Below are 24,874 nucleotides of genomic sequence, written 5' to 3' on the forward strand. Positions count from 1 at the left end.
TTCACTCTCCGTGCGTAAAGATTCCGGTGTCTCAAGTCGCCGACGCCGCACCGACCGATGTCCCCGTGGTGCACGGCCGGCGACGCCATGTCTCTTGTGGGGGTTCCACCACCTTGAACAGCAACACCTTCCGCATGCCCGTACGCCGTACCGCCGCAGCCGCGACCGTCGCCGCGCTCGCCGTCGGCCCCGTGCTGCTCGCGGCCCCGGCGGCGCACGCCACGGGCGGCGAAGGACGCGCGACCGCCGTCGTCCTGCGGACCGGCCTCGACGTCTCCCTGCTCGGCAGGACGGTGAACGTGCCGCTGCGGACCTCGCTCAACGAGGTCGAGGCGCCGGAGAGCGAGAACAGGACCGCGCTGACCGTGAAGGTGGAGGGGGCCGAGAACGACCGGCCGATCGACATCCTGCGCGCCGACGTCGCCACCTCGAAGGCCACGGTGGAGAAGAACAGGGCCGAGGGCCACGTGAACCTGGTCAAGGCGCGGGTCCATGTCCCCGGCATCCGCGCCCTCTCCCTCATCGAGGTCGAGAAGGTCACCTCCAAGGCGGTCTGCGAGTCCGGCAGGCAGCCGGTCGCCGAGTCGAACGTGCTCGGTCACGTGACCGTCTTCGGCAAGAAGACCACCCTGTCCACGGGCGGGCAGACCAAGGTCTCGGTGCCGGGCGTCGGCGACGTGACCCTCGACCTGTCCCGTACCTCCACCACCTCCCGCACCGCGGCGGCGACGGCTCTCGAACTGAAGGTGGCGGTCAACCCGCTGAAGCTGGGCGTGGCCGAGGTCAACGGCGTGGTGACGCTCGCCGAGGCGACCTGCGAGACGCCGAAGGGCACCGGTCCCACGCAGCAGCCGACCCAGAAGCCCACGCAGCAGCCGACGGAGAAGCCGTCCGAGGAGCCCTCCGCCCGGCCCAGCGACGCCGGCGGCGCGCAGACCCAGAACGGCGGCTCCACGCCGACCGACCAGAACCTCGCCGAGACCGGCGGCAGCTCCATGACCCCGTACCTGGCCGGCGGCGCCCTGCTCCTGCTCGGCGTGGGCGGCGGCGCCCTCGTCCTGGCCCGCGGCCGCGGCGCCCGCGGCTGACCGACCCGAGGGGGAGAGGGGGAGGGGAGGGCGGTGGCGTGGCCACCGCCCTCCCCTCATCTCCGCGCGCCTACGTGCCGCCCATCAACAGCGCCTGGTCCAGCGCCTGAAGGAAACGGTTCGTCGTGACCCGGTCGCGGACGGCGAGCCGGAGCCAGTTGCGGTCCAGGCCCGGGAAGGTGTCACCGCGCCGCGCCGCGAAGCCCAGCGCCCGCAGCCGCTCCCGTACCGCGTCCGCGCCGTCGATCCGGACCAGCACGAACGGACCCTCCGCCGCCGACACCGCCCGCACCTCGTCGAACTCCGCCAGCCCGGCCAGCAGATGCGCCCGCTCCACGCCCGTCCGGTGCGCCGCGTGCTCCGCCTCCGCGAGCGCCGCCCGCGACACGCACGCCTCCGCCGCCACCAGCGCGGGCGTCGACACCGGCCACAGCGGCTGCGCCCGCTGCAGGGCCGCGATCGTCTCCGGATGCGCGAGCACATAACCGATCCGCAGCCCCGCGAGACCCCAGGTCTTCGTGAGACTCCGCAGCACCACAAGACCCGGCACGTCCGTCCGCCCGGCCAGCGCCTCCCGCTCGCCCGGCACCGCGTCCATGAACGCCTCGTCGACCACGAGCGTCCGCCCGGGCCGCGCCAGCGAGGCGATCGTCTCCGCCGGGTGCAGCACGGACGTCGGGTTCGTCGGGTTCCCGATCACCACGAGGTCCGCGTCCTCCGGCACCGCCGCGGGGTCGAGCCGGAAGCCGTCCTCCTCGCGCAGCAGCACCCGGCCCACCTCGTGCCCGGCGTCGCGCAGCGCCGCCTCGGGCTCGGTGAACTGCGGGTGCACCACCACCGGCCGGCGCGCCGGCAGCGCCCGCGCGAGGAGCACGAACGCCTCCGCCGCCCCCGCCGTGAGCAGCACACGGCCGGCCGGCAGATCGTGCCGCTCGGCGACGGCGGCCCGCGCCGCCCGCCCGTCGGGGTAGGCCGCGAGACCGGTCAGCGAGTCGGCGATCCGCTCCCTCAACCAGTCCGGCGGCGTGTTCGTGCGGACGTTGACCGCGAGATCGATCAACTTCTCGTCCCGCACCTCCGCGTCACCGTGGTGCCGCAGATCGTGGACGTCTGAATGCGCGTGGGTATCCATGGCCGCCGTGGGGTGATGAGTGGGGGGTGTACGGGGCTCCGTCTGACCAGCGATGTACCCCTGTCCCGGGGGCAACAACCGTACGGCAGCGGACTCTTCGTTCGGACGAAAGGGGACGGACCGGGCGAGAGCGCACGTTGCGCGCGCGGATTTCCGCTTGGTCACGAGCAGCCCGGCACCGGGCCCCGCCGCCAGCAGCGCCGCCGCCTCCGCCACCGACGCCGTGCCCGTCGCCGCCAGCGGCGCCCGCGAGGGATGCGGTACGGGTACGGCGGCCAGCGCCTCGGCCCCGAACGCCCGCAACGGCACACCGAGCCGCTCCGCCGCCTCCACGATCCCCGGCTCCGCGGCCCGCGCGTCCAGCGTGGCCAGCGCCGCCACGTCCGAGCCGGTCAGACCGGCCTCCCGCAGCACCTCGGCGACCAGGGCCAGGACCTCGTCCGCGGACACCGCCCGCCGGGCGCCCACCCCGACCGTCACCTCGGCCGCCACCTCGGCCGTACCTTCCGGCGTCGCCTCGCTCACCGCGTCCCCCACACCAGGAAGACCGGCGCCGCGGGGGCCATCGACGAGGACCCGTCCGGCAGGGTGAGCAGCCGCTGGGAGTGCAGCAGCACCCCTTCGGCCGCGAAACCGCAGGACTCCAGCGCCGAGCGGACCGGCGTCACCTGCTCCAGGGCCGTCACCGCGACCACGACCGCGCGCCGCGCGCGCCGGGCCGCCGCCAGGACGATCGCCTTCAGCTCACGCCCACCGCCCCCGACGAACACCCCGTCCGGATCGGCCAGATGGGAGAGCACCGTCGGCGCCGCCCCGTGCACCGCCCGCACCTCCACACCGTGCGCGGCCGTGTTCGCCCGGATCCGCTCGACACCGGCCGCGGTCTTCTCCACGGCGACCGCCGCCGCGCCCAGCCGGGCGCACTCGACCGCCACCGCGCCACAGCCCGTCCCGATCTCCCAGACCAGGTCGCCCGCCCGCGGCCCGAGCCGGGCGAGCGCCAGCGCCCGCGCCTCGTACGGCAGGACGGAACCGTCGGTCGGCCCGAACTCCCGGTCGGGCAGCGCCCACCGGCCCGGACCGCGCAGCGGCCCCGTCACGGCGGGCGCCGGACCCTCGGCCCGCGACTCGTCCAGACACACGACGAGACTCACCCCGTCCCAGGTCCTGCACATCGCCTCAGCGGGCTCCACCCGCTCGAAACGCTCACGGAAGGGATCACCGAGCGCCGAGAAGACCACCAGCGTCCGCGAGGTCACCCGGTGCAGCAGCTCCGCGCCCAGCTCCGCCGGACCCACGCCGGGCCCCGGCAGCACGGCCACCTTGGGATGGGCCCGGCAGACGTTCACCGCCCGGTCGAGCGCGTTCTCGTGCAGCTCGGAACCGTCGGCCACCACCGCGTCGTCCCACGCCAGGCCGAGCCGCGCGAAGGCCACTCCCACCGCTGCGGGACCCGGGCGCACATCCAGCGCCCGCGCGCCGAAGCGCCGTTCCAACGTACGTACGACTCCGAAGAACCCCGGATCGCCCAGGGCACGCACCACCGCACGCGTGCCGCCCTCGGCCGCGTGCTTGTCGATCAGGTCGAGCTCCCCCGTCGTCAACTCGTCGCCCCGCACGTCCACCACCAGCGCCGGTTCGCCCGCCCATGAGCCCGCGTCAGCGCCCGCACCGCTTCCGATCACCGTGATCACGCCACCAGCCTCCCCACGGGACGGCCGGTGATGTGCGCGGTACGCACACGATCGGATAGCAAAGGCGCATGGCCGTTTTCGTCGCGCTCGGCGCGTTCCTCATGACGCTCTTCGGCGGCTGGACGGCGCAGCGCGTCACCGACCGGCGCCACCTCGTCCTCGGCCTCGCCGGCGGACTGATGCTCGGCGTGGTCGGACTCGACCTCCTGCCCGAGGCCCTGGAGGCCGCGGGCGATCCGGTCTTCGGCGTCCCCCGGGCCCTGCTGCTCTTCGTGGGCGGCTTCCTCCTCGCCCACGCCGTCGAACGCCTCCTGGCGGTCCGTCAGGCCGCGCACGGAGTGGCGGCGGACGAACGCGTCCCGCAGGTGGGACTCACCGCGGCCGCGGCCATGGTCACCCACAGCCTCATGGACGGCATCGCCCTCGGCGCCGCCTTCCAGGTCGGCGGAGGCATGGGCGCCACCGTCGCGCTCGCCGTCATCACCCACGACTTCGCCGACGGGTTCAACACGTACACGATCACCAGCCTGTACGGGAACGCCCGCCGCAAAGCCGTCGCGATGCTGGTCGCGGACGCCCTCGCCCCGATCCTCGGCGCCGCGTCCACCCTGCTGTTCACCCTTCCGGAGGAAGTGCTCGGCAGCTATCTCGGCTTCTTCGGCGGCGCCCTGCTCTACCTCGCCGCCGCCGAGATCCTCCCCGAGGCCCACCACGAGCACCCCGCCCGCTCCACCCTGCTGTGCACGGTGGCGGGCGTCGCCTTCATCTGGCTCGTGGTGGGCCTGTCTGCCTGAACTCACGCGCCCGACTCCGCTTCCCGACCGCGCCCGCAGTGCGCGACGAACCGCACGGCCGCCTCCGGAGCCCCTGCCCAGTGGGTGTGCACATAACTGGCGTGCACCCCCTGCTGGACGAACCCCTCTACGCGGCGCTCCGGCTGCCGCAGCCCCCAGGCCGCCGCGGCGCCCGCGCCGGGCTCGATCACCGTGCGGTGGAACTCGTGCCCGCGCATCCGCGTCCCGGTCGCGGCCAGCGGACTGTCGCTCACCGCCACCGCGTCCCGGTACCCGAGCGTGAGCCGCTCCGACATCCGCGCGTCGGCGTCGAGCACCCCGCACATCGGCCTCCCGTCGAGCGACCTCGCGAGGTACAACAACCCCGCGCACTCGGCGGCGATCGGCGCCCCGGACCGCGCGAGCTCGGCGACGGCCTTACGCAGCGGCTCGTTGGCGGACAGCTCGGCCCCGTACATCTCGGGAAAGCCGCCACCGATGACGAGCCCGGAGGTCCCTTCGGGAAGCCTCTCGTCCCGCAACGGATCGAACGTGACGACCTCGGCGCCGGCAGCGGTGAGCAGTTCGGCATGCTCGGCATACGAGAACGTGAACGCGGCCCCACCGGCGACGGCGACCGTCGGCCTGCGGCCGGGCCTGTTCGCCGGGTGCGGCCCGGTGGTCGGGCTGTGCCCACCCGTTCCGCCCTGCGGAACGACTGCCCACAACCCGTTGGGATCCCACGCCTCCGCGTGCAGTTCGGGCGCCGACCGCGCAAGCCCCAGAAGCGCATCCAGGTCGCACCCCTGGAGAACCTGCTCCGCCTGCGCCGCGACCGCGGCCACTGCCGCCGCCTGCCGCTCCGCCACCGGCACAAGCCCCAGGTGCCGCGACGGTGTGGCGACCGAAGGCGCCCGCCGCAGCACCCCCAGCACCGGCACCCCCGACTCCCCGAGGGCCTCGCGCAGCAGGTGCTCGTGCCGGTCGGTGGCGACCTTGTTCAGGATCACCCCGCCTATCCGCACCTCCGGGTCCCAGGAGGCGAACCCGTGCACCAGCGCCGCCACCGACCGCGACTGCGAGGAGGCGTCCACGACCAGGACGACCGGCGCCTTCAGGAGCTTGGCGACCTGCGCCGTGGACGCCAGCTCGCCCTGGTCGGCGGCGCCGTCGTACAGGCCCATGACCCCCTCGACGACCGCCAGGTCGCAGCCGCGCGCCCCGTGCGCGAAGAGCGGCGCGATCAGACCCGTACCGCACATGTACGCGTCGAGGTTCCGGCCCGGCCGGCCGGTGGCCAGCGCGTGGTAGCCGGGGTCGATGTAGTCAGGACCCACCTTGTGCGGGGAGACCGCGAGGCCACGGCCGGCGAACGCGGCCATCAGGCCGGTCGCGACCGTGGTCTTGCCCGCGCCGGAGGACGGCGCGGCGATGACGAGACGTGCTACCACTCGATGCCCCGCTGGCCCTTCTGACCGGCGTCCATCGGGTGCTTGACCTTGGACATGTCCGTCACCAGGTCCGCGAAGTCGACCAGCTCCTGCGGCGCGTTGCGGCCGGTGATGACGACGTGCTGGTGGCCGGGGCGGTCCCGCAGCACCTCCACGACCTCCTTCACGTCGATCCAGCCCCAGTGCAGCAGGTAGGCGAACTCGTCCAGGACGTAGAACTTGTACCTCTCCTCGGCGAGGTCCCGCTTGACCTGCTCCCAGCCCTCGCGCGCCTTGTCCTCGTGCGACTGCTCGCCCTCGGCGACCTCGCGCTGGATCCAGGACCAGCCCTCACCCATCTTGTTCCAGGTGACGGTCCCGCCCTTGCCGGTCTCGCCGAGCGCCTTGAGGGCGTTCTCCTCGCCGACCTTCCACTTGGCGGACTTGACGAACTGGAACACCCCGATCGGCCAGCCCTGGTTCCAGGCGCGCAGCGCCATGCCGAAGGCGGCGGTCGACTTCCCCTTGCCGACGCCGGTGTGCACCATCACCAGCGCGCGGTTGCGGCGCTGGCGGGTCGTGAGACCGTCGTCGGGTACGACGCTCGGCTGTCCCTGCGGCATTAGGCGGCCCTCCTCGTTGACTGTCCTGACTTTCCTGACTGTCCTGCCTGTACGTTCCTGACCAGCCCCGCGATCGAGTCCGCGCGGAGCTCGTCCAAGGTCACCGCGCTGCCGCCGAGTTCGCGGGCGAGGTCCCCGGCGAGGCCGAGCCGCACCGGGCCGGTCTCGCAGTCCACGACGACCGCCGCCGTGCCGTCCGCGGCGTGCAGCCGCGCCGCGCGGGCGGCGAGCGCCACCGGGTCGGCGCCGCCGCCGGTCGCCCGGCCGTCGGTCACGACGACCAGCAGGGGCCGGCGCGACGGGTCGCGCAGCCGCTCGACGCGCAGCACGTCGTGCGCCTTGAGCAGCCCCGCCGACAGGGGCGTACGCCCCCCGGTCGGGAGCAGTTCGAGCCGGGCGGCGGCCGCGTCCACGGAGGACGTCGGCGGCAGGGCGACCTCGGCGTCCCGGCCCCGGAAGGTGACCAGGCCGACCTTGTCGCGCCGCTGGTAGGCGTCGAGGAGCAGCGAGAGGACGGCTCCCTTGACGGCGCTCATCCGCTGCCGGGCCGCCATCGAGCCGGACGCGTCGACGGCGAAGAGCACCAGGTTCCCCTCGCGGCCCTCCCGGGTCGCCTGCCGCAGGTCGTCCCTGCGCACCACAAGGCCCGGGCCCGACCGCCCGCGCGCCTTCTGGTGCGGGGCCGCCGCCCGTACGGTCGCCGTCAGGTGCAGCTTGGTCAGCGCGCCACGCGGCCGTACGGCCCCGGTCGTCCTGCCGTGCTCGGTACGGGCCCGGGAGCGGCGCCCGGCCGCGCCCTCACCCAGTCCCGGCACGCTGAGCATCTTCGTACGGAAGGGCTCGGCGGCCTTGACGGCCGCGCGCTCACCGGCGCCTCCGGGGGCCTGCGGCGCGGGCGCGGGCGCAGGCGCTTCGTCCGGCGCGGGCGCTTCGTCCGGCGCCGTCGTGTTCTCAGGGGCCGGCGCGTCGCCCTGCGGCGGCACACCGCCCCCGCCGCCACCCGGACCGTCGGGGCCCTCCGGACCGGGGTCCGGATCCTCGTCGTCCTCGCCCTTGAACTGCTCCAGGGTCTCGTCGAGCTTGTCCTCGTCGAGACCGGGGGCGTCGAAGGGGTTCCGGCGCCTGCGGTGGGGCAGCGCGAGCAGCGCCGCCTGCCGTACGTCGTCGGAGGTGACGTCCGTCCGGCCCGCCCAGGCGGCGAGCGCCGTCGCGGTGCGGGCCATCACGATGTCGGCCCGCATGCCGTCCACCTCGAACGCGGCACAGGTCGCGGCGATCTGGAGCAGAGCGGCGTCCCCGAGCGTCACCCGCGGCAGCAGCGCGCGGGCGGCGGCGATCCGCTCCCGCAGCGCGCTCTCCTCACCGGCCCAGCGCGCGGCGAAGGAGGCGGGATCGTCGTCGTACGCCAGCCGGCGGCGTACGACCTCCACCCGCTGCTCGGGTTCGCGGGAGGCGGCGACCTCGACGGTGAGGCCGAAGCGGTCCAGCAACTGCGGCCGCAGCTCGCCCTCTTCGGGGTTCATCGTGCCGACGAGCAGGAACCGGGCCGCGTGCCGTACGGAGACGCCCTCGCGCTCCACGTAGGAGGAGCCCATGGCGGCGGCGTCGAGGAGCAGGTCGATCAGGTGGTCGTGGAGGAGGTTGACCTCGTCGACGTAGAGGATCCCGCGGTGCGCGTCCGCGAGGAGCCCCGGCTCGAAGGCCTTCACCCCGTCCGCCAGCGCCTTCTCGATGTCGAGCGCGCCGACGAGCCGGTCCTCGGAGGCGCCGACGGGCAGCTCCACCATCCGCGCGGGCCGCGCCGCCGCAGGCGCGACCTCGTGCGGCCCGTCCGGGCAGCCCGGGTCGGGCGCGGCCGGGTCGCAGCTGAACCGGCACCCCGCGACCACCGGCACCTCGGGCAGCAGGTCGGCGAGCGCGCGTACGGCCGTCGACTTGGCGGTGCCCTTCTCGCCGCGTACGAGGACACCGCCCACCGCCGGGCTCACCGCGTTGAGCAGCAGCGCGAGGCGCAGGTCGTCCATGCCGACGACGGCGGTGAACGGATACCGGGTGCTCATCGGGCGGTCAACTCCTTCAACTCGTTGATGTGCGGGGGGCCGCGGGGTCACGGCGCGCCCGGCGGGATGAACGGCAGCCCGGACGGCGGGCCGTTCTCGATCAGCCGCAGCAGCGCGTCCGTGTCCGCGTGTTCCTCGATCAGGTCGCCGAGCCGGTCCAACTGCTCCTCGCGCAGCTCGCCGAAGCTGGTGTCGGGCGCCGGGACGAACCGCCGTCCGGCCGCCGCCGCCACCTCCCGCAGGAACGCCCGGCGGAAGCCGTCGCTCTCCAGCGAGCCGTGCCAGTGCGTCCCCCACACCGCGCCGACCCGGCACCCGTCCAAGAAGGCTTCGCCGCCCAGGACTTCGGCGACGCCGTGGTGGATCTCGTACCCCTCCACCCGCTCGCCGAGCGCCTCGCCGGCCGGCCGGGCCAGGGTCTTCTCGGCCGCGAACCGCACCCGTACCGGCAGCAGTCCGAGACCGTCCACGGCCCCGGCCTTCGACTCGACCTCGTCCTCGATGTGCTCGCCGAGCACCTGGAAGCCGCCGCAGACGCCGAGCACCGGCCGGCCCTCGGCCGCCCGCCGGGCCAGCGCGTCGGCCAGGCCGCGCTCCCGCAGCCAGGCCAGCGCCTTCACGGTCCCGCGCGTGCCCGGCACGACCACGAGGTCCGCGTCGACCAGTTCCTCCGGGCGGTCCACGAAACGCACCACGACGCCCGGCTCGGCCGCCAGCGCGTCGACGTCGGTGAAGTTGGACATCAGCGGTACGGCGCAGACCGCGACCCGCAGCACGTCCTCGCCGACCGGCGGCGCCACGACCGACTCGCGGACGGTGCCGCGCAGCGACACCCGCAGGCCGTCCTCCTCGTCGATGCCGAGGCCGTGCGCGTACGGCAGGACACCGAACGTCCGGCGGCCGGTCAGGCCGAGCAGCATGTCCAGGCCCGGCTCGAGGAGGGTCACGTCACCACGGAACTTGTTCACCAGATACCCGGCCACGAGCGACTGGTCCTCCGGACTCAGCAGCGCCGTCGTCCCGAAGAACTGGGCGAACACCCCGCCCCTGTCGATGTCGCCGACCACCAGGACCGGCAGCCGCGCGGCCCGCGCGATGCCCATGTTCACGATGTCCGTGCGCCGCAGGTTGATCTCGGCCGGACTGCCCGCCCCCTCGCAGATCACGGCGTCATACGTGCCCCGCAGCTCCTCCAGGCACGCCAGGACCGGCTCGAACAGTTCCCTCTGCCTGCCTCCGTGGTAGCCGCGGGCGCTCAGCTCGCCGACCGGCTTCCCCATCAGCACGACCTGGCTGGAGCGGTCGCTGCCCGGCTTGAGCAGGACGGGGTTCATCAGCGCGGTCGGCTCCACCCGCGCGGCCTGCGCCTGCATGGCCTGCGCCCGGCCGATCTCCGCGCCCTCCCTCGTCACGAAGGAGTTCAGGGACATGTTCTGCCCCTTGAAGGGGGCGACCTTCACGCCCCGGCGCACCAGCCAGCGGCAGATGCCGGCCGTGACGACGCTCTTTCCCGCGTCCGAGGTCGTGCCGGCGACCAGCAGTCCGCCGCTCATATCCGCCTCCGCTTGATCGCTTCCCTGACCAGCCGTCCGCCGACACAGGCCGCCAGCGTCAGCCCGGTCACCCGGCGCGACAGCCGTACCGCCCGCTCGATGTCCGCCACGTCCACGTCCCGGCCCTCCCCGTTGAGCACCGGCCGGTGTTCGACCCGCCCGCCGTACGACAACGTCCCGCCGAGCCGTACGCCGAGTGCCCCCGCGAAGGTGGCCTCGACCGGGCCCGCGTTGGGGCTGGGGTGCTTGGCGGCGTCGGCGCGCCACGCCCGCAGCGCCCCGCGGGGATCGCCGCCCCCGACCGTGGCGAGTACGGCCGTCAGCCGCGCCCCCGGCCAGCCGGCGAGGTCGTCGAGGCGGGCCGAGGCCCAGCCGAAGCGGCGGTAGCGGGGGGACTTGTGGCCGACCATCGCGTCCAGGGTGTTCACGGCCCGGAAGCCGACCAGGCCCGGTACGCCGGCGACGGACCCCCAGACGAGGGCGCCCACGACCGCGTCGGAGGTGTTCTCGGCGACGGACTCCACGACCGCGCGGGCCATCGCCGGGCCGTCCAGGGAGTGCGGGTCGCGCCCGCACAGGTGGGGGAGGCGCTCGCGGGCCGTGTCGAGGTCCCCGTCGCTCAGCGCCTCGCCGATGGCGCGGGCCTCCCGGCCCAGGGTCGTACCGCCGACGACGGCCCAGACGGAGGCGGCGGTCAGGGCGACCGACGCGGTGCGCCGGCCCCGTACCGTACGGGCCGCGAGGGCGCCCAGGGCGGCCGTGCCGCCGGCGCAGACGGCGGTGTGCAGCGCGCCCCACCCACGGTGGTCGCGCCAGAGAAGCCTCTCGACGGCCGCGGCGGTCCGTCCGAAGGCGGCGACCGGATGGCCGCGGCGGGGATCGCCGAGGAGCAGGTCCGCGGCCAGACCGGCGGCGGCACCGTACGCGAATACACCTGTGGCTGCGGAGCGGCCGGGCATGGCGCTGTGTCCTCACTCAGGGTCCGCGCCCTGGCTCGACGTGACCGGCGGTGAGAGTTCCTGGCTCCCGGGGGTCTTCCCCGGTCACAGTGGCGGGACCGCGCCGGATTCGCACCGGACTTCCTCTTCTGCCGCCGTAATGGCCCCGGAAGTCCACCACGTGTGCGAACACCCGTCAACTCGCCTGTGACCTGCGGCGCGAGAGTGTGCGCAGCCCCACACGACGCCCACGCGCGACGAACGGGCGGGCCGCACCCGAAGGTGCGGCCCGCCCGGTCGTCGGAGCCTGTTCCGTCAGGCCACGATGAGAGAGATTCCGTACACGACGGCCGCCGCGCACAGGGCGAAACAGGCGTACGCGCCGGTACGCGCCAGGGTGGCCGAGCCTCCCTGGGCGGCGGCCTCCTCCTGCTTGGAGAGGCCGACGATGCCGAGGGTGAAGAGGCCCACGAGGGCGACGGTCGCCACGAGGCTGACTCCGAAGACGGAGCCGAGAGCTGCCCAGTCGATCTTCATGTCGTTCGTTCCTTACACCGCGGCCGAGGCTGCGGGGGCTGCCGGGTCCGCGGGGGCCGGCGAGGGGATGGTGGTCTTCAGGTCCTCGTCCGCGAAGGCGGCGACGGCAGCGGTCGGCGGCGGGGTGACGGCCGCGATGGCGGTCGTCACGACGCCCGCGGGCTCGGTCTCCACGTCGTTGACATTGGTGTGGTCGACCACCTGGCGGCGGGAGACGAGCCAGATGGCGACGCAGGAGGCGACCAGGAAGGCCGCGACGGTGTAGACGCCCCAGTCGCCCTGCCGGGCGACGTACTCGGCGCCGGCTCCGACCAGGCCCGCGGCCGGCAGGGTCAGGCCCCAGGCGACGAACATCCGGGTGGCGGTCGACCAGCGGACGACACCGCCCTTGCGGCCCAGGCCCGCGCCCATGACGGCGCCGGAGCAGGAGTGCGTGGTCGAGAGGGAGAAGCCCAGGCTGGAGGAGGCCAGGATGACCGTGGCCGCGCTGGTCTGGGCGGCGAAGCCCTGCTGCGGCTGGAGGTCGGTGAGGCCCTTGCCCATCGTGCGGATGATGCGCCAGCCGCCGAGGTAGGTGCCGAGCGCGATCGCCACACCGGCGGAGACGATGACCCAGACGGGCGGGTTCGAGCCGGGGACGAGGACGCCGCCGGCGACCAGCGCGAGCGTGATGATGCCCATCGTCTTCTGGGCGTCGTTGGTGCCGTGGGCGAGCGAGACGAGACCGGCGGAGGCGATCTGACCGGCGCGGTAGCCCTTCTCGGTGGTCTTCTTGCCGGCGTTCCGGTCGAGCCGGTACGTCAGGCGGGCGGCGAGCATCGCGGCCAGGCCGGCGACCAGCGGGGCGGCGATCGCCGGGATGAGCACCTTGGTGACGACGACGCCGCCGTTGACGCCACTGAGGCCGATCGAGGCGATGGTCGCGCCGATGAGGCCGCCCATCAGGGCGTGGGAGGAGCTGGACGGCAGACCGACCAGCCAGGTCAGCAGATTCCAGAGGATCGCGCCGACGAGCGCGGCGAGGATGACTTCCGGTTGGATGCCCTCCTCGTTGACGAGTCCCTTGGAGATCGTCTTGGCAACCTCCACCGACAGAAACGCGCCGACCAGGTTGAGCACGGCGGACATGGCCACCGCCGTCTTGGGCTTGAGGGCACCGGTCGAGATGGTCGTCGCCATCGCGTTGGCGGTGTCGTGGAAACCGTTCGTGAAATCGAACACGAGAGCTGTCACGACCACAATCGCGAGCAGCAGCGTGATGTGTTCCATTTACCCAGGCAATCGTTCGACGTCAGTGGCTGGTCGAACGTAAGCAACCTGGGTGAACGGAAGATGAACTGGGCCGGGCGGTGTGGTGACCCGATCCAGGGTCCAGGGATTCCGCTTACGGGTTCGGCGGGCCGCCTGTCCACGATGTGGTCACCGTGCGACCCGGGGTAATCCGGGCGGTTGCGGGGCGGATGCGACATGCTCCGCTTCCGCCCCTCCCGTCCCGTGTCACCACGTGGACGCCGCGGGGCGGTGTCAGCCGACCGGGGGACCCGCAGGAGGAGATCCATGTCACCCCGGAGAGGGGGCCGGGTCGCCGTGCGGCGGTCGCGGTCGAGGCCTCGGTCGCCGCGCGGCGACGGCGGTCGCCCCGCTGTGTGACCGGGCCGCCCCGCTGCGGAACGGGTCAGTCCGGTGGCAGTCCGGCCCCGCCCTGCCGACACTGGGACGGTGCGCCCGGCTACAGCGACGGCAGCGGCCGTCACCACTCTGCTCGGTGTCGGCGCGGCCGCGGTCGCGGCCGGCCGGTACGCCAGCCACGCCGCCCTCGGGGTGGCGTCCGGACGCCCGCTGCCGGGCGATCCCCGGCTCACCGTGCACGCCGCCGAACCGGAACGGGTCACCCTGACCCGGAGCCTCGCCTCCCTGCGCCCCGGTACGTACGGGATCGAGGGGCCGGACCTCCACGCGGTGGTCGGCCCCGTCCTCGACCGGGTCCCGCACACGGCCGACACCGTCGTACGCCGTCTGGAGCGGGTCGAACAGGGTACGCCGGCGCCCGGCGCCCGGGTCCGGCTCACCCCGGAGCTGCACACCGGCACCCCGCTCACCGCGCTCGGCCTGGACCACCGGGACGTCGAGATCCCCGGCGAACTCGGCACCCTGCCCGCCTGGCACGTCCCCGGCCCGCGCCCCACCTGGGTCATCGCCGTCCACGGCCTCGGCACCACCCGCCGGCACACCCTCAACCTCGTCCCCTTCCTCGCCCGGCGGCAGATTCCGGTCCTCTGCCTCTCCTACCGGGGCGACCAGGGCGCGCCGCCCGCCCCGGACGGCCTCGGTCACCTCGGCGACTCCGAGTGGCGCGACGTCGACGCGGCCCTCCGCTTCGCCGTCCGCGAGGGCGCCGCGGGCGTCGTCCTGCACGGCTGGGGGACCGGCGCGGCGATGGCCCTGCGTGCCGCTGCGGACTCCGGCGTACGGGACGTGATCCGGGGCCTCGTCCTGGACTCCCCGGTCCTCGACCCGGAGGCCACCCTGCGCAACCTCGCCTCCGCCCGCCGCGTGCCCGGCCCGCTGCTGCCGCTCGCCGTCCGCGCCGCGCAGGGCAGGACCGGGATGTACGGCGACCGGCTCCGCGCCTTCGTCGACCCGGCCGCGCTGCGCGTGCCGACGCTGATCTTCCACGGGCCCGACGACACGATCGCGCCCTGGGAGCGGTCGGTCGAACTGGCCGCCCGCCGCCCCGAACTCGTCACTCTCCAGACCGTCCGCGGCGCCCCGCACGCCTCGATGTGGAACGCCGACCCGGTCGCCTACGAGGAGGCCCTGCGGCGCTTCCTCACCCCCCTCCTCTAGCCCGCCCCCGAGCCGCCCCCGGCGGCGGGTGCGGCGGCGGGTGCGGCGGTGATCCTCATTCCGATTGGGCTTTCGGGCCGTCAGCGGGAAGACTGCCCTCGTGACGTCTCGAAAGCCTGATGAGCAAATGGCGCGCAACTCCAGACTCCGACTCGTCCGTCCGCGGGCACTCGCCACCGCCCGACGGGCCGTGACGAACCGGCGCAACCGGCCGGCGCCGCGGCCCCCGGAGGGCACTCCGCCCCGCGCGGAACTGGCCCGCCAGGCACGGACCGTCCTCGCGGACGCCGTGCGGATCGCCCGCTGGGCCGCCGTCGACCGAGGCGCCGGAATCTCCCCGGCCGCCGACCCCGAGGCCGTCGCCACCGAGGAAATGGCCGCGGCCGCACTGGACCTGACGCCCGGGCAGATCCGGGCCGGCTGGGACCGCGCCAGGCTCGCGGGCCTCGTCGAACTCCACGGTCACACCGCCCGCCCCGGCTGGCGCCTGCACGCCTGGGACCGGGACGACTCCGCCGTACTGCGCGGCTGGGTCGCGCTGTTCGACGCCTGGTCCCTGGTCCATCCCGCCCCGGAGGACGTCGCCCCCAGCGCTGTCGCCGAGGTCGTCGAGGCCGTCCCGCAGGTACTGTCCCTGCTCCAGCTCTCCGCCGGACCCGTGCTCGTCCCCGCCCTCCTCGACCTGCTCCGCCAGCGGGTCGAGGAGCTGCGCGAGGAGCGCTGCGAGGTCCCCCTCCAGGGCGCCGTCACCGACACTGCCCCGGCCGACCCCGGGACCGACGGGCTCTCCGCGCTCCTCGACTGGGCCCTCGAAGGCCTCGCCGCCGTGGGCGCGCTGACCCTCGACGACGGCACCGACGGTCACGGGGGGCGCGACGGCGTCGGACAGGCCACCCTCACCCCGCTCGGCAACTGGGCGGTCTGGGTGAAACTGGAGCAGATCTGCGTCGCCGCCCAGAGCCCCGCGGGCAACATCGAGCAGTCCGCCGAGGACATGCTGCGCGGCTGCGCCCGCCTCACCCCCGGCCCCGCCCGCGACGAATACCGCGCCTGGCTCGCCGCCCGCACCCTCTCCAGCGCGGTCACCGAACTCCTCGCCGTCGCCCGTGGCGAGGACGCCCTGCTGCGCGGCCTCGCCTTCGAGGCGCTCCGCGTCGTCGGAGCCCCCGCGGAGGCCGAGGTCCGGGCCGCCGCCGAGGAGGCCTCGCTCCGCCCGTACGCCCTGCTCTGGCTGGCCGAGTACGACGGCGCCGACCCCGACGACGCCCAGGACGTGCTCACCCGCGAGGAGGCCACCTGGCTCTGGGTGGACACCGCCGCCGCCGTCGCCGACCACGGCGAGAGCGCGCTCCTCGTGCGTCACCTCGACTCCGCCGTCCAGGGCACCGTCCCGGCCCTGCTCGACGAGGTCCGGGCGGTCGGTCACCCCCGTACGGTCCAGGTCCTCGTGGCGCTCGCCGCCGCCCACCCCGACCCCGCCCTCGCCAAGGCCGTCCGCCGCGCCGCCTTCCAGGTGCACACCGGCGGGTCCTGACGCCCCGGCCGGCGCCCCCGCTACTCGGCGGCGCCGGGGGTGTACGTCCCGAAGCTCCAGATGTTGCCCTCGTGGTCCCGCGCCATGTAGTCCCGCGAGCCGTAGTCCTGGTCCGTGGGCGGCATCACGATCTCGACCCCGTGCTGCACGGCCCGCGCGTGGTGTTCGTCCACGTCGTCCACGTGGACGAACACCCCCACCGGGCCCGCCCCCGCCATCAGCTTGTCGAACTCGCTGCCGGTGCCCTTGCTGCCGAGCATCACCATGCCGTTCCCGTACGACAGCTCGGCGTGCACGACCTTGCCGTCCTCGCCCTCGTACACCGCGGTGCCGGTGAAGCCGAACGCCTCCGTCAGCAGCTTGATCGCGGCCTTCGCGTCGTCGTACGTCAGGGTCGGACAGATGTGGGGTGCCTCAGCCATCCCGATCACTCCTTCTCGCTCGTCCCGTCGGAATGTGACCTGGATCTCAGTCTGGCAGTCGCCACCGACAATCAGCGGAAGGTGTCGCACCGGGCCATGTCACCCGACGTGAAGCCCTGGGAGAACCACTGCTGCCGCTGCCGGGCCGAGCCGTGGGTCCAGGTCTCGGGCGTCACCCGCCCCTGGAACTTCTCCTGGATCCGGTCGTCGCCCACCGCGGCCGCCGCGTCGAGGCCGTCCCGGATGTCGGCCTCCGTCAGCCTCGTCAGCAGCGGCCGACCGGTCTTCTCGTCCGGTGTGGTCGTCGCGTGGTGCGCCCAGACGCCGGCGTAGCAGTCCGCCTGGAGCTCCACCCGTACGGCGTCGGAGTCCGCCCCCTGCCGCCCGTCCTGGGCGCGGGCCAGCGTCCCCGTCATGTTCTGGACGTGATGGCCGTACTCGTGCGCCACCACGTACGCCTGCGCGAACGGGCCGCCGCTGGAGCCGAACGTGGTCCGCAGCTCCTGGAAGAACCCCAGGTCCAGATAGACCTGGCGGTCGCCGGGGCAGTAGAACGGCCCGACCGCCGAGGTGGCCGCCCCGCAGGCGGTGGAGACCCGGTCCGTGAATATCACCGTGCTCGCGTCCCCGTACCGGCCGCCCCTGCGCTCGTACTCCGCCCGCCAGAAGTCCTGCACGCTGTTGACGACCGCCACGATCCGGCAGTCCTCCCGCCTGTTCGCGTCCGCGCCGGTCCGGCAGCTCTGCTCCACCTGGGCCGCCGACGATGCCGTCGCCGCCGGCTCGGGGTCGCCGGAGGAGAGGCCCAGTTCCTCGGGGCCGACCCCGAAGAGGATCCCGAGGAGCAGCGCGACGAAGCCGACGACACCGCCGCCGACGGTGGCCTTCCCGCCGGGGATGCGGCTGGAGCGGACGTCCCGCACCTCCGAGGTGTCCAGGTCGGCGTCGTCGTCGAACTGCATGGGCCACCACCCTCCGCCTCGTCGCCGCGGCGGAGGCCGCCGCCCTGCGCCGAGTATCGGGGAATCCGACGCCCCACGCCCCTTTTGCCGGACGGGAGGAGAAATGGCTTGATTCGTTCGCCTGTGCGGGCAGGACCGAAAAGCAGTTGCACGCGCCCGTTAGACTGGCCGCATGGCCATTCTCCTCGTGCACTAGCGGCGTCGAACCGCCCGAGAGCCCTTCCGCCGTCCATCCCCGCCCTGGAGTCTGTCCGTGATCACCGCTTCCGGCATCGAGCTGCGCGCCGGCGCCCGCATCCTCATCGAGTCCGCTTCCTTCCGCATCGCCAAGGGCGACCGCATCGGCCTCGTCGGCCGCAACGGAGCCGGCAAGACCACCCTCACCAAGTGCCTCGCCGGCGAGGGCATCCCCGCCGCCGGCACCATCGCCCGCTCCGGCGAGGTCGGCTACCTCCCGCAGGACCCGCGCACCGGCGACCTCGACGTCATGGCCCGTGACCGCATCCTCTCCGCGCGCGGCCTCGACGTCCTGATCAAGAAGATGCGGATGAACGAGGAGCGGATCGCGACCGGCTCCGGCGCCACCCGCGACAAGGCGATGAAGCAGTACGAGCGCCAGGAGACCGAGTTCCTCACCAAGGGCGGGTACGCCGCCGAGGCCGAGGCGTCCACCATCGCCGCCGCCCTCGGGCTCCCCGACCGGGTCCTCGGCCAGCCGCTGCACACCCTCTCCGGCGGTCAGCGCCGCCGGGTCGAGCTGGCGCGGATCCTCTTCTCGGACGCCGACACCCTGCTCCTCGACGAGCCCACCAACCACCTCGACGCCGACTCCATCGTCTGGCTGCGCGACTACCTCAAGACCTACCGCGGCGGCTTCATCGTCATCTCCCACGACGTCGACCTCGTCGAGACCGTCGTGAACAAGGTCTTCTACCTCGACGCCAACCGCGCCCAGATCGACGTCTACAACATGGGCTGGAAGCTGTACCAGCAGCAGCGCGAGGCCGACGAGAAGCGCCGCAAGCGCGAGCGCCAGAACGCCGAGAAGAAGGCCGCCGCCCTCAACTCGCAGGCCGACAAGATGCGCGCCAAGGCCACCAAGACCGTCGCCGCGCAGAACATGGCCAAGCGCGCCGAGCGCCTGCTCTCCGGCCTGGAGGCGGTCCGGGTCTCCGACAAGGTCGCCAAGCTCCGCTTCCCGGAGCCCGCGCCCTGCGGCAAGACCCCGCTGACGGCGGAGGGCCTGTCCAAGTCGTACGGCTCCCTCGAGATCTTCACCGATGTGAACCTCGCCATCGACAAGGGCTCGCGCGTCGTGATCCTCGGCCTCAACGGCGCGGGCAAGACCACGCTGCTGCGTCTGCTCGCCGGGGCCGAGAGCCCCGACACCGGCGAGGTCACCCCGGGCCACGGCCTGAAGCTCGGCTACTACGCCCAGGAGCACGAGACGCTCGACCCGGAGCGCACGGTCCTGGAGAACATGCGGTCCTCCGCGCCCGACCTCGACCTCGTCGAGGTGCGCAAGACGCTCGGTTCCTTCCTGTTCTCGGGCGACGACGTCGACAAGCCGGCCGGGGTCCTCTCCGGCGGCGAGAAGACCCGGCTCGCGCTGGCGACCCTGGTCGTCTCCTCGGCGAACGTGCTGCTCCTGGACGAGCCGACGAACAACCTCGACCCCGCCAGCCGCGAGGAGATCCTGGGCGCCCTGCGCACCTACAAGGGCGCCGTCGTCCTCGTCACGCACGACGAGGGCGCGGTGGACGCGCTGGAGCCGGAGCGGATCATCCTGCTGCCGGACGGCGTCGAGGACCTCTGGGGCCCGGACTACAAGGACCTCGTCGCGCTCGCCTGATCATCTCGGTATGGATCATTCGGCTCATGGGTGATCCTTCATCTGAGTGAGGGCGTCTCATACCCCCGGCGCGGCCCCTGCGGAATCCTTCCGCCGGGGGCCGCGCCGCACTCGTTCCGCCGCGACCCCTCTGACCTGGTACTTCCCGCCCATGAGCGTCCCGGAGTCCGGCTCGCGGCCACCGGAATCGTAAATTCCGGTCGTGTCGACACGTTGCCCTCCGGCGAACCTCGTGGCACAGACCTTGTCGAATGGGTGGCCAGGACGTCCGCGAGGGGTGATCATGAGAAGTCCAGAGCGCACTTCCCATGAGGAGGCACGGGTGGCCGAGACTCTGAAGAAGGGCAGCCGGGTGACCGGCGCCGCGCGCGACAAGCTCGCGGCAGACCTGAAGAAAAAGTACGACTCCGGTGCGAGCATCCGGGCGCTGGCCGAGGAAACCGGCCGCTCCTACGGATTCGTCCACCGGATGCTCAGTGAGTCCGGAGTCACGTTGCGTGGACGTGGCGGAGCGACACGGGGCAAGAAGGCAGCCTCGGCCTGACATCGGGGCGCGGTTCGTCGGGTCCACCGGTTCTCACGGTGGCCACCCGGTCGGCCGTGCGGTCGACCGGGTGGTTACTGTGCAGTCACTTAGCAGTCGGTTCCGCTGACTGCGACCGTTCACAGTGCTGCACCGGAACCGGAGGCGCCCCATGACTTCGCTCGACTCTGTGCTCGTGTTCGACAAGGACGGTGTACGGCTCACCGTCGAGGACGCCGTTGCCACGGTGACCCTGACCAACCCGGCGAAGCGCAACGCCCAGTCTCCCGCTCTGTGGCGGGCGTTGACGGAGGCCGGACGGTCATTGCCCGGCAGCGTGCGGGTCGTGGTGCTGCGCGGCGAGGGCAAGTCCTTCTCCGCCGGGCTCGACCGGCAGGCGTTCACGCCCGAGGGCTTCGACGGCGAGCCGTCCTTCCTGGACATGGCGCGGGGTTCGGACGAGGACCTGGACGCGGTCATCGCCGAGTACCAGGACGCGTTCACCTGGTGGCGCCGACGCGACATCGTGTCGATCGCGGCCGTCCAGGGGCACGCCATCGGGGCCGGCTTCCAGCTCGCCCTCGCCTGCGACCTCCGGGTCGTCGCCGAGGACGTGCAGTTCGCCATGCGTGAGACCAGCCTGGGCCTCGTGCCGGACCTCACCGGCACCCACCCGCTCGTTTCACTGGTCGGCTACGCCCGCGCGCTGGAGATCTGCGCCACGGGTCGCTTCGTCCACGCCGCCGAGGCCGAGCGCATCGGCCTCGCCAACATCGCCGTGCCCGCCGACGAGCTCGACGCGGCGGTACGGGACCTGACCGCCGCCCTGCTCTCCGCGCCGCGCGATGCGGTCATCGAGACCAAGGCGCTGCTCCAGGGCGTCCCGGGCCGCTCCTACGAGGACCAGCGCGCCGCCGAACGCGCCGCCCAGGCCCGCCGCCTGCGCGACCTGGCAGGCCTCGGCGACTGAGGGGCGGCCTGTCCGCCGGAACGCTGCCCCTCCGGCCCGGTCCCACCGTGTCCCGCCGTCGTGTCCCGCCGTCGTGTCAGCGGATCTCCGAGACCAGGACCGTGACCGCGGTCGGCTCGGAGGTGGTCGCGGTGACGGCCGTGCGGACGGCGCGGGCGACGTCCAGCGGGCGGTGGCCCGCGGTCACCGCCACCTCCACCCGGAGCGCGCCCTCGGAGCGGTGCACCGGGGCGCCGACGGCATCGGTCAGGGCCGCCACGCCCTCCACCGCGAGGGCGGCGAGGGCGGCCGGATCCTCCGGGGCCGCAGGCGAGGTTCGCCCGGGTGGGGGAGCGGGGGCCGGGGAATCCGGCGAACCGGCCCCGCCCTCGGGCGGCGCCCCCTCCTCCGGGTTCTCGACCAGCCCCGTCACCCGCAGGTCCACCTCCGCGACCCCGAGCCCCAACTCCGCCGAGGCCGCGGCGAACAGGGCCTCCCGCACCTCCTCTGCCAGCACCGGCAGGGGCCGCTCCGACGTCGCCGCGAACTCCGCCGCGACCCGCAGTGGCCCCGGCGGCAACCCGCCCGGGGGTACGGGCAGCGGCGCTTCCTCGCCGGCCTTCACGAGCCCCACGCGCAGCGGCCCCGGCACCACCCCCCGTACCGCCGTCGCGGCCCGTAGCAGCACCGTCCTCGCCGCGCGCTCCGCCAGCCAGGCGCCGTCGCCCGGCTCCCCGAGCGGCAGCAACCGGCCGAGGCCCAGCCGCTCGCGCACCGCCGTCATCAGTCCCGCCCCGGATGTGGTCTCCATTCCTCCAGCCTGCCGCATTCACGGCGCGAGTCGGCGGAAGCGCACTTAGTGTGGGCAAAGGAGCACGAAATCTCCTGAAAGGGACGAACGGCGATGAACGAAAGCTCACACCCCGATGACCCGATCGTGACCAAGCGAGGCGGCGGTGACCCGGCCTCCCGGGGCAAGACGACCATCGCCGACGGTGTCGTGGAGAAGATCGCCGGCCTCGCCGCCCGTGACGTCGTGGGCGTCCACGCGATGGGCAGTGGCTTCTCCCGCACCCTCGGCGCCGTGCGCGACCGGGTGCCGGGCGGCGGCGGCGCGAAGTCGGGCGTCACACGCGGCGTGAAGGCCGAGGTCGGCGAGGTGCAGACCGCGCTCGACCTGGAGATCGTCGTCGAGTACGGCGTCTCCATCTCCGACGTTGCCGGAGCGGTGCGCGAGAACGTCATCGCGGCCGTCGAGCGGATGACCGGCCTGGAGGTCGTCGAGGTCAACATCGCGGTCAGCGACGTGAAGCTGCCGGAGGAAGAGGACGAGGAGCAGGAGCAGCAGGAGTCGCGGCTCCAGTAGCCGCTTCCCCGGCGGAAAGGGCACAGCATGAGCATGGCGGTGGTCGGCCTGTTGGCCGGAATGGCCCTCGGCTTCGCCGGTTACTTCGGCGGCTTCGGGGCGTTTGTACTGGTCGCGGCCTTGGGCGCGGTCGGCTTCGTCGTCGGGCGGTTCGCCGACGGTGATCTCGAACCCGGAGACTTCTTCCGGGGTCGCGAGCGCGGCGAACGGCGGCGGTGAGCGGGGGTGGCAGCCGACTCGGTGGGGGCCGCCGGCCGCGGGGCGACCACGATCGCCGACCGGGTCGTCGCGAAGATCGCCGCGCAGGCCGCGCGCGAGGCGCTCGACACGGTCCCCAAGGAGGGATCGCCTCCGCACGCCTCGGTCGTCGTGCATCGTGACACGGTGCGGGTGTCGGTGAGTCTGGAACTCGACTACCCCACCGACCTCGGCCGCAGATGCGGCGCGGTACGCAGCCAAGTGATGCGACGGGTGAAGGAGTTGGCGGGCATGGACGTGCCCGAGGTGGCCGTCCATGTGGAACGGCTGCACTCCCCGCGCACGGCACGCGAGTCGGCACGGGAGAGACTGAGATGAGCACGGAGAACGCCGCGGAGACCAAGAAGGGCAAGGAGCCGGGGTCGGTGACCGGCACCGTACCCGGGCTGAAGGAGCCGTCGCCCGCGGGGCCGGCCCGCCGCTTCTGGGCCGTCCGCCGCATCCCGGCGGCCCTGCTGGCCGCCGCGATCCTCGCCGGCGCGGGCCTGCTGCTCTACGACGTGGCGGCGGTACGCGCCGAGCGCACGGCCATGGCATGGCGGCGCTCGGTCGCCGACGGCCTGGCGACCGAACCCCTCGACAACGCCTGGGTCCTGACCGGCGCGGCCCTGGCCGCGCTCCTCGGCATCTGGCTCCTCGTCCTGGCGGTCACGCCGGGACTGCGCGCCGTGCTCCCGATGCGCCGCGACCACGCCGACGTACGGGCGGGCCTCGACCGGGACGCCGCGGCGCTGACCCTGCGCGACCGGGCCATGGAGGTCTCGGGCGTGCAGTCGGTACGGGTACGGACGGGCCGCAGGAAGGCGGCCGTCCGGGCGGTCTCGCACTTCCGCGAACTCGACGAGGTACGGGCCGACCTGGAGACCGCACTGGCCGACGGCATCCACGAACTGGGGCTCGCCCGGCCGCCCGCGCTGACGGTACGGGTGAGCCGGCCACGGAGGAAGGGGTAGGCGTGACGGTCATTCTCCGGCGGGTCAACCGCGTACTGCTCGCCCTCGCGGGACTGCTGCTCGTCGTCCTCGGCGGGGCGGTCCTCGCGGCCGCGCTCGACCTGGCGGTCCCCTCGTGGTGGCCGTGGTCCGGCCCCTCCGACGTCCTGCTGAGCGAGGCCGACCGGACACGGTGGCGCGACGAGGGCTGGTGGTGGCCGGTCGTCATCGCCGCCCTCGGGCTCCTCGTCCTCCTGGCCCTGTGGTGGCTCCTCGCCCAGTTCCGCCGGGCCCGGCTCGCCGAGGTCCTCATCGACAGCGGCGACGGGGAGGGCGCGGTGGTACGGGGCCGGGCCCTGGAGGACGTCCTGGAGGCGGACGCCGGCGCGCAGGACGGCGTCGCCCGCGCCCGGGTCTCCCTCACGGGCCGCAGATCGGCCCCCCGCACCCGGGTGCGCCTGCTCCTGGAGCCCTACGCCTCCCCGGGCGCGGCCCTGGACTCCCTCACCACCGACGCCCTCGCCCACGCCCGTACCTCCACGGGCCTGCCCGCACTGCCGACCGAGGCACGGCTGCGGGCGGTCAGACACCGGGCGCGCCGGGTCAGCTGACCCGGCGGTCGGTCCGGTCCTGGCGCCGGGTCAGAAGCCGTGGCGCGCGCCGCCGTCCACCGGGAGCATCACGCCCGTCAGGTACGAGGCCGCCGGGGAGAGCAGGAACGCGGCCGTGGTGCCGAACTCCTCGGGCGTGCCGTAGCGGCGGAGCGGGATACGGGACTCGTTGGCGGCGCGGGCCGCCTCCGCGTCGCCGGAGAGCGCGTCGAGGGAGCGGACCCGGTCGGTGTCGATCCGGTTCGGCAGCAGGCCGACCACCCGGATGCCCCGGGGCCCCAGGTCGTTCGCGAGCGACTTCGCGAAGCCGGCGAGGCCCGGACGCAGGCCGTTGGAGATCGTCAGGCCCGGGATCGGCTCGTGGACCGAGGCGGAGAGCACGAAGCCGATGACCCCGCCCTCGGTCAGCGTCTCCGCCGCCGCCCGGGCCATCCGTACCGCGCCGAGGAAGACGGTGTCGAACGCCGACGCCCACTCCTCGTCGGTGTTGTCCGCGCCGAAGCCAGGCGCGGGGCCGCCCACGCTGACCAGCACGCCGTCGAAGCCCCCGAAGCGGGACCGGGCCTCCGCGATCAGCCGCCCGGGAGCCGCCGGGTCGGCGTTGTCCACGGCGACACCGGCCGCGCCCTCGCCCAGCTCCGCCACGGCCCCGGCGACCGAGCTCTCCTCGCGCCCGCTGATCACCACCTTCGCGCCCTCGGCCAGCAGCGCCTCGGCCGACGCCCGGCCGAGCCCCCGGGTCGCGCCGGTCACCACGTACACACGGTCCTTCAGTCCAAGATCCATGCGC

25 protein-coding genes and 1 riboswitch are annotated in these 24,874 nt (G+C 73.8%); of the genes, 12 read left to right on the forward strand and 13 right to left on the reverse strand.

Annotated elements, in window-relative coordinates:
* The first annotated feature begins 113 nt into the window (after positions 1-113).
* On the forward strand, positions 114-1,088 hold the full coding sequence (locus tag ACF06X_RS05630; protein ID WP_392285850.1) for an SCO1860 family LAETG-anchored protein: 975 nt from the start codon (positions 114-116) through the stop codon (positions 1,086-1,088).
* 70 nt (positions 1,089-1,158) lie between these two features.
* On the opposite strand, the gene cobC is transcribed toward ACF06X_RS05630, so the two are convergent.
* Both cobC and ACF06X_RS05640 read right to left on the reverse strand, forming a co-directional pair.
* On the reverse strand, positions 1,159-2,745 hold the full coding sequence (gene cobC, locus ACF06X_RS05635; protein ID WP_392285851.1) for an Rv2231c family pyridoxal phosphate-dependent protein CobC: 1,587 nt from the start codon (positions 2,743-2,745) through the stop codon (positions 1,159-1,161).
* The gene (locus tag ACF06X_RS05640) at positions 2,742-3,914 is read right to left on the reverse strand and encodes a precorrin-6Y C5,15-methyltransferase (decarboxylating) subunit CbiT (RefSeq protein WP_392285852.1); all 1,173 of its coding nucleotides are present in this window, start codon (positions 3,912-3,914) and stop codon (positions 2,742-2,744) included. The genes cobC and ACF06X_RS05640 overlap by 4 nt, the downstream gene beginning before the upstream one ends.
* A gap of 68 nt (positions 3,915-3,982) precedes the next feature.
* Here ACF06X_RS05640 and ACF06X_RS05645 point away from each other — a divergent pair, with 68 nt between their 5' ends.
* A complete protein-coding gene (locus tag ACF06X_RS05645) occupies positions 3,983-4,708 on the forward strand; it encodes a ZIP family metal transporter (protein ID WP_392285853.1) in 726 nt (241 codons plus the stop codon).
* A gap of 2 nt (positions 4,709-4,710) precedes the next feature.
* Here ACF06X_RS05645 and ACF06X_RS05650 read toward each other — a convergent pair whose 3' ends face one another.
* The 7 genes from ACF06X_RS05650 to ACF06X_RS05680 form a co-directional block, all read right to left on the reverse strand.
* Positions 4,711-6,138: a cobyrinate a,c-diamide synthase gene (locus ACF06X_RS05650; RefSeq protein ID WP_392285854.1), complete on the reverse strand. Its 1,428-nt coding sequence runs from the start codon at positions 6,136-6,138 to the stop codon at positions 4,711-4,713.
* Positions 6,132-6,740, reverse strand: a complete 609-nt coding sequence (gene cobO / locus ACF06X_RS05655; RefSeq protein WP_392285855.1) for a cob(I)yrinic acid a,c-diamide adenosyltransferase — start codon at positions 6,738-6,740, stop codon at positions 6,132-6,134. The genes ACF06X_RS05650 and cobO overlap by 7 nt, the downstream gene beginning before the upstream one ends.
* Complete coding sequence (locus ACF06X_RS05660) at positions 6,740-8,800, reverse strand: putative cobaltochelatase (RefSeq protein ID WP_392285856.1); 2,061 nt, start codon at positions 8,798-8,800, stop codon at positions 6,740-6,742. Before ACF06X_RS05660 ends, cobO begins: the two co-directional genes overlap by 1 nt.
* Positions 8,801-8,847: 47 nt before the next feature.
* A complete protein-coding gene (locus ACF06X_RS05665; RefSeq protein ID WP_392285857.1) occupies positions 8,848-10,353 on the reverse strand; it encodes a cobyric acid synthase in 1,506 nt (501 codons plus the stop codon).
* Positions 10,350-11,312 carry a cobalamin biosynthesis protein gene (locus ACF06X_RS05670; RefSeq protein ID WP_392285858.1) on the reverse strand — a complete coding sequence of 321 codons (963 nt, stop codon included), beginning with the start codon at positions 11,310-11,312 and terminating at the stop codon, positions 10,350-10,352. The genes ACF06X_RS05665 and ACF06X_RS05670 overlap by 4 nt, the downstream gene beginning before the upstream one ends.
* Before the next feature lie 34 nt (positions 11,313-11,346).
* Positions 11,347-11,485, reverse strand: a riboswitch (cobalamin riboswitch).
* 121 nt (positions 11,486-11,606) lie between these two features.
* Positions 11,607-11,828, reverse strand: a complete 222-nt coding sequence (locus ACF06X_RS05675) for a hypothetical protein (protein ID WP_392285859.1) — start codon at positions 11,826-11,828, stop codon at positions 11,607-11,609.
* A gap of 12 nt (positions 11,829-11,840) precedes the next feature.
* Entirely contained in the window at positions 11,841-13,097 is a 1,257-nt protein-coding gene (locus ACF06X_RS05680; RefSeq protein ID WP_392285860.1) for an anion permease, read from the reverse strand.
* Between the two features lie 450 nt (positions 13,098-13,547).
* Between ACF06X_RS05680 and ACF06X_RS05685 the strand changes: the two genes are divergently transcribed.
* Positions 13,548-14,675 carry an alpha/beta hydrolase gene (locus ACF06X_RS05685; protein ID WP_392285861.1) on the forward strand — a complete coding sequence of 376 codons (1,128 nt, stop codon included), beginning with the start codon at positions 13,548-13,550 and terminating at the stop codon, positions 14,673-14,675.
* A gap of 127 nt (positions 14,676-14,802) precedes the next feature.
* Positions 14,803-16,209: a hypothetical protein gene (locus ACF06X_RS05690; RefSeq protein WP_392285862.1), complete on the forward strand. Its 1,407-nt coding sequence runs from the start codon at positions 14,803-14,805 to the stop codon at positions 16,207-16,209.
* A 20-nt stretch (positions 16,210-16,229) separates the two neighbouring features.
* Here ACF06X_RS05690 and ACF06X_RS05695 read toward each other — a convergent pair whose 3' ends face one another.
* Together ACF06X_RS05695 and ACF06X_RS05700 are read right to left on the reverse strand one after the other, a co-directional pair.
* Entirely contained in the window at positions 16,230-16,631 is a 402-nt protein-coding gene (locus ACF06X_RS05695) for a VOC family protein (RefSeq protein ID WP_392285863.1), read from the reverse strand.
* A 71-nt stretch (positions 16,632-16,702) separates the two neighbouring features.
* Positions 16,703-17,593 (reverse strand): neutral zinc metallopeptidase, encoded by an 891-nt coding sequence (locus ACF06X_RS05700; RefSeq protein ID WP_392285864.1) that lies wholly within the window; start codon positions 17,591-17,593, stop codon positions 16,703-16,705.
* A 253-nt stretch (positions 17,594-17,846) separates the two neighbouring features.
* On the opposite strand from ACF06X_RS05700, the gene ACF06X_RS05705 reads away from it, so the two are divergent.
* From ACF06X_RS05705 to ACF06X_RS05715, 3 genes are all read left to right on the forward strand, one after another.
* The gene (locus ACF06X_RS05705) at positions 17,847-19,445 is read left to right on the forward strand and encodes an ABC-F family ATP-binding cassette domain-containing protein (RefSeq protein ID WP_392285865.1); all 1,599 of its coding nucleotides are present in this window, start codon (positions 17,847-17,849) and stop codon (positions 19,443-19,445) included.
* Positions 19,446-19,767: 322 nt separating this feature from the next.
* The gene (locus tag ACF06X_RS05710) at positions 19,768-19,989 is read left to right on the forward strand and encodes a helix-turn-helix domain-containing protein (RefSeq protein ID WP_006123601.1); all 222 of its coding nucleotides are present in this window, start codon (positions 19,768-19,770) and stop codon (positions 19,987-19,989) included.
* A gap of 151 nt (positions 19,990-20,140) precedes the next feature.
* Positions 20,141-20,938 carry an enoyl-CoA hydratase/isomerase family protein gene (locus ACF06X_RS05715; RefSeq protein ID WP_392285866.1) on the forward strand — a complete coding sequence of 266 codons (798 nt, stop codon included), beginning with the start codon at positions 20,141-20,143 and terminating at the stop codon, positions 20,936-20,938.
* Between the two features lie 76 nt (positions 20,939-21,014).
* Here the strand turns inward: ACF06X_RS05715 and ACF06X_RS05720 are convergent, their stop codons facing one another.
* Positions 21,015-21,728, reverse strand: coding sequence for a hypothetical protein (locus ACF06X_RS05720; protein WP_392285867.1), 714 nt, complete (start codon positions 21,726-21,728; stop codon positions 21,015-21,017).
* A gap of 93 nt (positions 21,729-21,821) precedes the next feature.
* On the opposite strand from ACF06X_RS05720, the gene ACF06X_RS05725 reads away from it, so the two are divergent.
* Genes ACF06X_RS05725 through amaP form a run of 5 tightly spaced genes read left to right on the forward strand, consistent with a single transcriptional unit; the run spans position 21,822 to position 24,084 of the window.
* A complete protein-coding gene (locus ACF06X_RS05725) occupies positions 21,822-22,283 on the forward strand; it encodes an Asp23/Gls24 family envelope stress response protein (protein WP_392285868.1) in 462 nt (153 codons plus the stop codon).
* Positions 22,284-22,310: 27 nt separating this feature from the next.
* A complete protein-coding gene (locus ACF06X_RS05730; protein ID WP_158986051.1) occupies positions 22,311-22,502 on the forward strand; it encodes a hypothetical protein in 192 nt (63 codons plus the stop codon).
* A 6-nt stretch (positions 22,503-22,508) separates the two neighbouring features.
* The gene (locus tag ACF06X_RS05735; RefSeq protein ID WP_392285869.1) at positions 22,509-22,859 is read left to right on the forward strand and encodes an Asp23/Gls24 family envelope stress response protein; all 351 of its coding nucleotides are present in this window, start codon (positions 22,509-22,511) and stop codon (positions 22,857-22,859) included.
* Entirely contained in the window at positions 22,856-23,494 is a 639-nt protein-coding gene (locus ACF06X_RS05740) for a DUF6286 domain-containing protein (protein WP_392285870.1), read from the forward strand. Before ACF06X_RS05735 ends, ACF06X_RS05740 begins: the two co-directional genes overlap by 4 nt.
* A gap of 2 nt (positions 23,495-23,496) precedes the next feature.
* Positions 23,497-24,084, forward strand: coding sequence for an alkaline shock response membrane anchor protein AmaP (gene amaP / locus ACF06X_RS05745; protein WP_392285871.1), 588 nt, complete (start codon positions 23,497-23,499; stop codon positions 24,082-24,084).
* Positions 24,085-24,114: 30 nt separating this feature from the next.
* On the opposite strand, the gene ACF06X_RS05750 is transcribed toward amaP, so the two are convergent.
* Entirely contained in the window at positions 24,115-24,870 is a 756-nt protein-coding gene (locus tag ACF06X_RS05750) for an SDR family oxidoreductase (protein ID WP_392285872.1), read from the reverse strand.
* Positions 24,871-24,874: the final 4 nt, after the last annotated feature.

The organism is Streptomyces sp. NPDC015346, from assembly GCF_043078785.1.
Taxonomy (GTDB): Bacteria; Actinomycetota; Actinomycetes; order Streptomycetales; family Streptomycetaceae; genus Streptomyces.